The following is a 4,843-nucleotide window of genomic DNA, read 5'->3' as shown; positions in this document are numbered from 1 at the left end:
GGAAGCTGCCCCGAACTCATTGACACCTACCCATCAATCGGTTGGTTTCGCACTCGTATGTTTCTTTCTGCATACTCTAGCGCTCCCAGTAAAGCGGGATTTAAACTGGTGGTGGAAACGTTAATGGTGCACTGCTATTTCGCAATTTCAAAAAACCGCCCCGAACCAGTCGGCGTTTTTCATTCAGCAATCAACGATCAAGCCTGATCAGCCAACCGCCAAGTAGTCCCACCCTTCCCGTCTTCCAACACCACACCCATCGCGGTCAGTTGGTCGCGGATACGGTCGGATTCCGCCCAGTCTTTACCAGCACGAGCAGCCAGACGCGCCTGGATCAGCGCATCGACCTCAGCCGCATCCACACGCCCTTCGGCGCCGGCTTGCAGGAAGTCGTCGGCTTCCATCTGCAGCACGCCCAGTACGCTGGCCAGTTCTTTCAGGCGTGCCGCCAAACCCGCCGCCGCGTCGAGGTCGCTCTCGCGCAGGCGGTTGATCTCGCGCACCATTTCGAACAGCACCGCGCAGGCTTCGGGAGTGCCGAAGTCGTCGTTCATGACTTCGGTGAAGCGTGCCACGAACGCTTCGCCACCGGCCGGGGCAACGGCGGGAAGGCCTTTCAACGCGTGGTAGAACCGCTCCAGAGCACCCTTGGCGTCCTTGAGGTTGTCTTCCGAGTAGTTGATGGCGCTGCGGTAGTGGCTCGATACCAGCAGGTAACGCACCACTTCCGGGTGATACTTTTCCAGCACGTCGCGGATGGTGAAGAAGTTGTTCAAGGACTTGGACATCTTCTCGCCATTGATGCGGATCATGCCGCAGTGCATCCAGGCGTTGGCGTAGGTCTTGCCGGTGGCGGCTTCGCTCTGGGCGATTTCGTTTTCGTGGTGCGGAAACTCCAAGTCGCTGCCGCCGCCATGAATGTCGAAGGTCTCGCCCAGGCAGCAGGTGGACATCACCGAGCACTCGATGTGCCAACCCGGACGCCCGGCACCCCACGGCGACTCCCAGCTCGGCTCGCCCGGCTTGGTGCCTTTCCACAGCACGAAGTCGAGCGGGTCCTGCTTGGCTTCGTCGACTTCGATGCGCGCGCCGATGCGCAGGTCTTCGATCTTTTTGCGCGACAGCTTGCCGTAGCCCATGAACTTGGCGACGCGGTAGTACACGTCGCCATTGCCTGGGGCGTAGGCGTAGCCCTTGTCGATCAGGGTCTGGATCATCGCGTGCATGCCAGGGATGTGGTCCGTGGCGCGCGGTTCCATGTCCGGCTTGAGGATGTTGAGGCGGGCCTCGTCCTCATGCATCGCGGCGATCATGCGCTCGGTGAGCGCGTCGAACGCCTCGCCGTTTTCGTTGGCGCGGTTGATGATCTTGTCGTCGATGTCGGTGATGTTGCGCACGTACGTCAAGTCATAGCCGCTGAAACGCAACCAGCGGGTCACCAGGTCGAAGGCAACCATGCTGCGGCCGTGGCCGATGTGGCAGTAGTCGTACACGGTCATGCCGCACACGTACATGCGCACTTTGTTGCCATCGAGCGGCTTGAAGACTTCTTTGGTCTTGCTGAGTGTGTTGTAGATCGTTAGCACGACAGTTCCTTAAACAGAATCACTGGCCCCACGAATCACGCAAGGTCACGGTACGGTTGAATACCGGATGACCAGGTTTGGAGTCCTTGATATCCGCGCAGAAGTAACCTTCGCGCTCGAACTGGAAACGGTCTTCCGGCTGTGCGTCGCCAAGCGATGGCTCGGCACGACAACCAGTGAGCACTTGCAGGGAGTCAGGGTTGATGTTGTCGAGGAAACTCGCGCTGTCTTCGGCCTTCTCGGGGTTGGCCGAGCGGAACAGACGATCGTACAGGCGCACTTCGCACTCGATGCTGGCCGCGGCGGCACCCAGTGCACCACGCCCTTGACCTTGCGGCCTTCAGGGTTCTTGCCCAGGGTGTCCGGATCGTACGAGCAGCGCAGTTCGACGATATTGCCATCGGCGTCCTTGATCGCTTCATCGGCACGGATCACGTAGCTGCCGCGCAGGCGCACTTCGCCATTGGGCTCCAGGCGCTTGTAACCCTTCGGCGGCTCTTCCATGAAGTCATCGCGGTCGATGTAGATTTCGCGGGCGAACGGCAGCTTGCGCACGCCGAGTTCTTCTTTCTGCGGATGACGCGGCAGTTCGAGATGTTCGACCTGACCTTCCGGGTAGTTGGTGATCACGACTTTCAACGGACGCAGCACGCACATGGCGCGCGGGGCGTTAGCGTCGAGGTCCTGGCGGATGCTGAATTCGAGCATGCCGAAATCGACCACGCCGTCGGAACGGTTGGTGCCGACCATATCGCAGAAGTTGCGGATCGACGCCGGGGTGTAGCCGCGACGGCGGAAGCCCGACAGCGTCGACATGCGCGGGTCGTCCCAGCCATGCACGTGCTTTTCATCGACCAGTTGCTTGAGCTTGCGCTTGCTGGTGATGGTGTAGTTCAGGTTCAGACGGCTGAACTCATACTGGCGTGGCTGGGCCGGCACCGGCAGGTTGCTCAGGAACCACTCGTACAGCGGGCGATGGCTTTCGAACTCCAGCGTGCAGATGGAGTGGGTGATGCCTTCGATGGCGTCCGACTGACCGTGGGTGAAGTCGTAGTTGGGGTAGATGCACCACTTGTCACCGGTCTGGTGGTGGTGGGCATGGCGGATGCGGTACATGATCGGGTCGCGCAGGTTCATGTTCGGCGAGGCCATGTCGATCTTGGCGCGCAACACGCGGGCGCCGTCCGGGAACTCACCGGCGCGCATGCGGGCGAACCAATCGAGGTTCTCCTCCACCGAGCGGTCGCGGAACGGGCTGTTCTTGCCCGGTTCGGTGAGGGTGCCACGGTACTCCTTGGCCTGTTCCGGGCTCAAGTCGTCGACGTAGGCCTTGCCGGCCTTGATCAGCTCGACGGCCCAGTCGTGCAACTGGTCGAAGTACTGCGAGGCATAGCGCACTTCACCGGACCATTCGAAGCCCAGCCACTTCACGTCACTTTCGATCGCGTCGATGTATTCCTGGTCTTCCTTGGCCGGGTTGTGTCGTCGAAACGCAGGTGCGTGACGCCACCGAACTCCTGGGCTAGGCCGAAGTTCACACAGATCGACTTGGCGTGACCGATGTGCAGGTAGCCGTTGGGCTCTGGCGGGAAACGGGTGACGATCTGCGTGTGCTTGCCCGAATCCAGGTCCGCCTGGATGATCGGGCGCAGGAAATTGACCGGGACGGCAGGTCCGGCCTTGGAATTCGAGGTAGGGTCGACAGTGGGCTTGCTCATAGGATCCTTGAACAGACAGGTTCGTGGCCGGTGGGGGCCAGACAAAACAAAGGCGATATCATAGCTGATGCTGTCAAGACACTGACAGGCCGGGACCAAAAACTGCGGTTTAATTACCCTTTTAACGAGCGGGGCGGTAAAAAACCACCTCGAAATTCCTGGCGGGCACGCTAAACTGCGCGCCTTGGCCGCCGTTTAGCCAGACAGGTAAAGCGTTTATTCGCCCAAACCCACGAATTCCCTGAAAGAGTAGTGAACATGACTCAAGTCAAACTGACCACCAACCACGGTGACATCGTCATCGAGCTGAACGCCGAGAAAGCGCCGATCACCGTCGCCAACTTCATCGAGTACGTCAAAGCCGGCCACTACGAAAACACCGTTTTCCATCGTGTCATCGGCAACTTCATGATCCAGGGCGGCGGTTTCGAGCCTGGCATGAAGGAAAAGAAAGACAAGCGCCCAAGCATCCAGAACGAAGCGGACAACGGCCTTTCCAACGACAAGTACACCGTCGCCATGGCCCGCACCATGGAGCCGCATTCGGCCTCCGCGCAGTTCTTCATCAACGTCGCCGACAACGCCTTCCTGAACCACAGCGGCAAGAACGTGCAGGGTTGGGGTTACGCGGTGTTCGGTAAAGTCACCGAAGGCACTGACGTTGTCGACAAGATCAAAGGCGTGTCCACCACCTCCAAAGCCGGTCACCAGGACGTTCCAGCCGAAGACGTGATCGTCGAGAAAGCCGAGATCGTTGGGTGATATTGCTGATTTCAGATTTGCATCTGGAAGAGGAGCGCCCGGACATCACCCGGGCGTTTCTGGATCTGCTCCACGGCCGCGCCCGTGGTGCCCAGGCGTTGTACATTCTGGGGGACTTTTTTGAAGCCTGGATTGGCGACGATGGGATGACCGTGTTCCAGCGTTCGATTGGCGAGGCTCTGCGTGAGCTGAGCGACAGCGGCACCCCGATTTTCATCATGCACGGCAACCGCGATTTCCTGATCGGCAAGGCGTTCTGCAAAGCCGCAGGCGCGACCTTGCTCAAGGACCCGAGTGTCGTGCAGTTTTACGGCGAACCCGTGCTGTTGATGCACGGCGACAGCCTCTGTACCCGCGACCTCGGCTATATGAAGCTGCGGCGCATCCTGCGTAACCCGATCGTGCTGTTTATCCTGCGTCACCTGCCCTTGGGTACCCGCCACAAACTGGCGCGCAAGTTGCGCAGTGAGAGCAGCGCCCAGGTGCGCATGAAGGCCAATGACATTGTCGATGTCACGCCTGAAGAAGTGCCCCGGGTGATGCAGCAGTTCGGCGTGCGCACCCTGGTCCACGGCCACACCCACCGCCCCGCCATCCATAAGTTGCAGATCGGCGACCAGGCGGCCAAGCGCATTGTTCTGGGGGACTGGGACAAGCAGGGCTGGGCATTGCAGGTGGATGAGCAGGGGTTTCAACTGGCGGCGTTTGACTTCGTCAATCCGCAGTTGGCGCTGCCTGGCGCTTAATCCCAGACAGCACAAATTAAATGTGGGAGGG

The 4,843-nt window shown here is 59.9% G+C and carries 3 protein-coding genes and 2 pseudogenes; 3 read left to right on the top strand and 2 right to left on the bottom strand.

From position 1 onward, the window contains the following. Positions 1-207 (top strand): annotated as a pseudogene (locus tag JWR98_RS28570) (hypothetical protein); the annotation flags it as partial. Here the strand turns inward: JWR98_RS28570 and cysS are convergent. Continuing rightward, positions 198-1,586 carry a cysteine--tRNA ligase gene (gene cysS, locus JWR98_RS28565; protein ID WP_058421765.1) on the bottom strand — a complete coding sequence of 463 codons (1,389 nt, stop codon included), beginning with the start codon at positions 1,584-1,586 and terminating at the stop codon, positions 198-200. The pseudogene JWR98_RS28570 and the gene cysS sit on opposite strands and share 10 nt — an antisense overlap. A 19-nt stretch (positions 1,587-1,605) precedes the next feature. Next, a pseudogene (locus JWR98_RS28560) lies at positions 1,606-3,304 on the bottom strand (glutamine--tRNA ligase/YqeY domain fusion protein). Between the two features lie 258 nt (positions 3,305-3,562). On the opposite strand from JWR98_RS28560, the gene JWR98_RS28555 reads away from it, so the two are divergent. Further along, entirely contained in the window at positions 3,563-4,066 is a 504-nt protein-coding gene (locus JWR98_RS28555; protein ID WP_003174772.1) for a peptidylprolyl isomerase, read from the top strand. Continuing rightward, entirely contained in the window at positions 4,063-4,812 is a 750-nt protein-coding gene (lpxH, locus tag JWR98_RS28550; protein ID WP_205491838.1) for a UDP-2,3-diacylglucosamine diphosphatase, read from the top strand. The genes JWR98_RS28555 and lpxH overlap by 4 nt, the downstream gene beginning before the upstream one ends. Positions 4,813-4,843: the final 31 nt, after the last annotated feature.

The organism is Pseudomonas lactucae, from assembly GCF_016937615.1.
Taxonomy (GTDB): domain Bacteria; phylum Pseudomonadota; class Gammaproteobacteria; order Pseudomonadales; family Pseudomonadaceae; genus Aquipseudomonas; species Aquipseudomonas lactucae.
Note: the sequence above shows the minus strand (reverse complement) of the source record. Positions and strands in the feature narration are given on the sequence as shown.